Raw genomic sequence first — 3,669 nt, forward strand, 5'->3', positions numbered from 1 at the left:
CGCCTGCCGATGTCGAGCGCATCGTCCAGTCCGAAGAGAAGGCGGGGCGCAGCACGGTCCTGCTCAGGCTGTCGAGCGGCGGCGACAGCCACTTCGTCGCGCTCCGGCTCGGCGGCCAATAGCCTGCGTCAGCGCGCGCTGATTTCGTCTTTCCGGTAGCCCTGCAGATAGAGCAGCGCCGTCAGGTCGCCGTGGTCGATGCGCGCATCCGCCGCCTCGGCGACCACGGGTTTGGCGTGAAAGGCGACACCGAGGCCCGCTTCCTCGATCATGCCGAGATCGTTGGCGCCGTCGCCGACCGCCATCGTCTCCCGGGTCGCGAGTTTCATCTTGCGGCGCAGCCGCAGCAGCGCTTCGATCTTCGCCTGGCGGCCGAGGATCGGCTCCTGCACCGCGCCGGTCAGCTTTCCGTTTTCGAACAGCAGTTCGTTCGCCTGGTTGACGTCGAAACCGACGGCGGCGGCGACGCGCGCGGTGAAAAAGCTGAAGCCGCCCGAGACCAGTGCGCAGGCCGCGCCATGCGCGCGCATGGTGGCGGTCAGCGCGCGGCCGCCGGGCGTTTCGGTGATGCGTTCCCGGTAGACTTTTTCGAGCGCCGCGATGTCGAGGCCCTTCAGCAGCGCCACGCGTTCCCGCAATGCCGGCTCGAATTCGATTTCGCCCTTCATGGCGCGCTCGGTGATGGCGGCGATCTCGGGCTTCAGCCCGAGTTCGGCGGCCAGTTCGTCGATGCATTCCTGGCCGATGATGGTCGAATCCATGTCGGCGACGAGGAGTTTCTTGCGGCGGCTTTCGGGAGGCTGCACCGCGAGGTCGATTTTCGCGCCCTTCAGCGTTGCCCGCACCGCCATCTCGGCGACCCCTGCATTCGGCGTTTCGAAAGCGATGTCGCAGGCGAGGCCGTCGACCAGCCAGTCCGGCGCGGTGGCGGCGGGCAACACGGCCCGCGCGGCATCCACATGCGCGCTTGCCAGCGGCGTCTCTTTGTTGCCTATCAGCGTCAGGACGTATTTCATCGCCGGAACCGGAAGGAGCCTTTTCGTGAGTGTCGACATCGGCAGAGCCGTCCTTATTGCAGGGCCGACCGCGAGCGGCAAGTCCGCGCTGGCGCTCGAACTGGCGGCGCGGCTTGGCGGTGAGATCGTCAATGCCGATTCGATGCAGCTCTATCGCGAGATGCGGGTGCTGACCGCGCGGCTCAGCGAAGCGGAGGAAGCGCTTTTTCCGCATCATCTTTATGGCGTTCAGGGCGCGGACGCGCCGCTGTCGGCCGGACGGTGGGCGGTCCGCGCGGCCGAGATCATGAGCGAGATCGCGGGCCGCGGCCGCGTCCCCATCGTGGTCGGCGGCACCGGGCTTTATTTCCGGGCGCTCACCGAGGGGCTGGCGCCGATCCCGGCGATCTCGCCCGATCTGCGCCGCGACGTGCGGGCCGAGGTGGCCGAAGCCGGCGAAGGCGCCCACGCACTGCTGGCCGAGGCCGATCCGGCGCTTGCCGCCGCCATCCGGCCGTCCGACCGCCAGCGCATCGCGCGCGGCATCGAGGTGGTGCGGGCCACCGGCCGCCGTTTGAGCGAATGGCAGCAGGTGCCGCCGGTGCCGCTCATTGCCGGGCGCTTCGCCAAAATCGTGCTGATGCCCGGCCGTGACCGGCTCCGGGCGCGTTGCGATGCCCGCTTCGCGCGGATGGTCGGGGAGGGCGCGCTCGCGGAGGCGGCGGCGATGGCCGCCCTCGATCTCGATCCTTCGCTGCCCGCCATGAAGGCCCTGGGCCTCAGGCCCCTGATGGCGCATCTCGCCGGCGCCCTCCTCATCGAGGAGGCCATCGCCGCCGGACAGGCCGAAACCCGGGCCTATGCCAAGCGCCAGGAAACATGGTTCCGGACTCAGATGATTACGTGGACGGCCTTCTTTGCGCAAGATTCGGAAAGTGTTAATGCAGAAATCTTTTCATTTATTGATGATTTGGGGTTGACCCGGTCCTGATGCGCGGTTAGGTTGCCCGCGCTTTTCGACCCCTCCAGTCCGTCATGGCCCGGCTCGTCCGGGCCATCCACGTCTTGGCGGCAAGGAAGGGAAGACGTGGATGGCCCGCATAAAGCGGGCCATGACGTTCCAGAGGATGGAGAGACGGGTCATGGCGGCTCAGGAACTGACAGGCGCGGAAATCGTCATCAAGGCGCTGGTCGATCAGGGCGTGGACACGATTTTCGGCTATCCCGGCGGCGCCGTGCTGCCGATCTACGACGCGCTGTTCCAGCAGAACAAGATCCGCCACATTCTCGTCCGCCACGAGCAGGGCGCGGTGCATGCGGCCGAAGGCTATGCGCGCTCCACCGGCAAGCCCGGCGTCGTCCTCGTCACCTCCGGCCCCGGTGCCACCAACGCCGTCACCGGGCTGACGGACGCCTTGATGGATTCGATCCCGATCGTCTGCCTGACGGGGCAGGTCGCGACGCATCTGATCGGCTCCGACGCCTTCCAGGAATGCGACACGGTCGGCATCACACGCCACTGCACCAAGCACAACTGGCTGGTGAAGTCGCCGCAGGAGCTGACGCGCGTCATGCATGAGGCGTTCTATGTCGCCACGCATGGCCGCCCCGGCCCGGTCGTCGTCGACATCCCGAAGGACGTGCAGTTCCAGAAGGGCGAATATGCCGGCCCGCAAAATGTCGTTCACCGCACCTACCGGCCGAAGGTCAAGGGCGACATCGAGAAGATCAAACAGGCCGTCGATCTGATCGCCAACGCAAAGAAGCCCGTCTTCTATACCGGCGGCGGCATCATCAATTCGGGCACGGTCGCAAGCCAGCTCCTGCGCGAATTCGTGCGCCTGACCGGCTATCCGATCACCTCGACGCTGATGGGGCTCGGCGCCTATCCGGCGTCGGACAAGCAGTGGCTCGGCATGCTCGGCATGCACGGCACCTTCGAGGCCAACAACGCCATGCATGATTGCGACGTGCTGATCAATATCGGCGCGCGTTTCGACGACCGCGTCACCGGCCGTCTCGACGCCTTCGCGCCGCATTCGAAAAAGATCCATGTCGATATCGACGCCTCGTCGATCAACAAGAATGTCCATGTCGATATCGGCATCATCGGCGATTGCGCCCATGTGCTCGAAGACATGTTGCGCATCTGGAAGTCGAAGGCGCGCCGCCCCGACAAGGACGCGCTCGCAGGCTGGTGGAAGCAGATCGAGACATGGCGGGCGCGCAAGTCGCTGTCGTTCAAGACCAATGACGAGGTCATCAAGCCGCAACAGGCGATCCAGCGGCTTTATGAGCTGTCGAAGCACCGCGAGACCTACATCACCACCGAAGTCGGCCAGCATCAGATGTGGGCGGCGCAGCACTTCCCCTTCGAGCAGCCCAACCGCTGGATGACGTCGGGCGGCCTCGGCACGATGGGCTACGGCTTTCCGGCCGCCATCGGTGTGCAGATCGCGCATCCCGACGCGCTGGTCATCGACATCGCCGGCGAAGCCTCGATCCAGATGTGCATCCAGGAGCTCTCGACCGCCGTTCAGTTCATGCTGCCGGTCAAGATTTTCATCATCAACAACGAATATATGGGCATGGTCCGGCAGTGGCAGGAGCTGCTGCATGAGGGCCGCTATTCGCATTCCTATTCGGACTCGCTGCCCGATTTCGTCAAGCTGGC

3 protein-coding genes are annotated in these 3,669 nt (G+C 65.6%); 2 read left to right on the forward strand and 1 reads right to left on the reverse strand.

Features of this window, described 5'->3' with window-relative positions; all coding sequences use genetic code 11:
* Positions 1-128: 128 nt before the first annotated feature.
* Complete coding sequence (serB, locus tag WEB61_RS12515) at positions 129-1,016, reverse strand: phosphoserine phosphatase SerB (RefSeq protein WP_368064683.1); 888 nt, start codon at positions 1,014-1,016, stop codon at positions 129-131.
* Positions 1,017-1,041: 25 nt separating this feature from the next.
* On the opposite strand from serB, the gene miaA reads away from it, so the two are divergent.
* Together miaA and WEB61_RS12525 are read left to right on the forward strand one after the other, a co-directional pair.
* Complete coding sequence (miaA, locus tag WEB61_RS12520; protein ID WP_368064670.1) at positions 1,042-1,986, forward strand: tRNA (adenosine(37)-N6)-dimethylallyltransferase MiaA; 945 nt, start codon at positions 1,042-1,044, stop codon at positions 1,984-1,986.
* A gap of 151 nt (positions 1,987-2,137) precedes the next feature.
* A partial coding sequence (locus WEB61_RS12525; RefSeq protein WP_368064671.1) for an acetolactate synthase 3 large subunit occupies positions 2,138-3,669 on the forward strand: 1,532 nt, incomplete at its 3' end.

Origin of the sequence: Parvibaculum sp. (assembly GCF_040882025.1) — a bacterium.
Taxonomy (GTDB): Bacteria; Pseudomonadota; Alphaproteobacteria; order Parvibaculales; family Parvibaculaceae; genus Parvibaculum.